Annotated in this window: 1 protein-coding gene and 1 pseudogene; both read left to right on the top strand. The window is 53.7% G+C overall.

Going from position 1 to position 603, the window contains the following annotated elements; genetic code table 11:
• Positions 1-164 (top strand): transposase (locus ACTHUM_RS17665; RefSeq protein ID WP_440403643.1); only part of this gene is annotated, 164 nt, incomplete at its 5' end.
• Positions 165-310: 146 nt separating this feature from the next.
• Positions 311-603: pseudogene (locus ACTHUM_RS17660) on the top strand (hemagglutinin repeat-containing protein); the annotation flags it as partial.

Here is a 603-nt window from a genome sequence, read left to right as displayed (position 1 = left end):
GTTATGTGGTCGAACAAAGCTTCGGTACACTGCACCGTAAGTTCCGCTATGCCCGGGCAGCCTATTTCGGGCTGATTAAAGTGGGTGCGCAAAGCCATCTGAAGGCGATGTGTCTAAACCTGTTGAAGGCGGCTAACAGGCTAAGTGTGTCTGTTGCCGCCTAAAAGGCGGCCCGGATGCCTGATTATCGGGTGTCCGGGGAGGATTAAGGGGGTATTTGGGTAGAGTTAGGGAGTGATTGGTGGCGGAAACAGCCGAAAACCTGTGTTGGGGTTTCGACTGTTGTGGGAAGGGCTTTTTTGCCAAGGTCTCAGGCGGCATCATCACGTCTGGCCAAAGCGCAGAAGACGAAGGCAAAAACCGCTTTCAGACGGCCACCCTCACCCATAGCGACATTCAAAACTACAGCCGATACGAAGGCGAAAGTTTTGGATTGGGTGCCAACGTTGCCGTAAGCGGCAAAACACTGGGGCAGAGCGCACAAAATAAGCCTCAAGACAAACACCTGACAAGCGTAGCCGATAAAAACGGCGCAAGTTCATCAGTAGGCTACGGCAGCGACGGAGACAGCAAAAACAGCACCACCCGCAGCGGCATCAACAC

Source organism: Neisseria sp. P0021.S006 (genome assembly GCF_051956895.1).
This window is presented reverse-complemented; position numbering and strand designations above follow the sequence as displayed.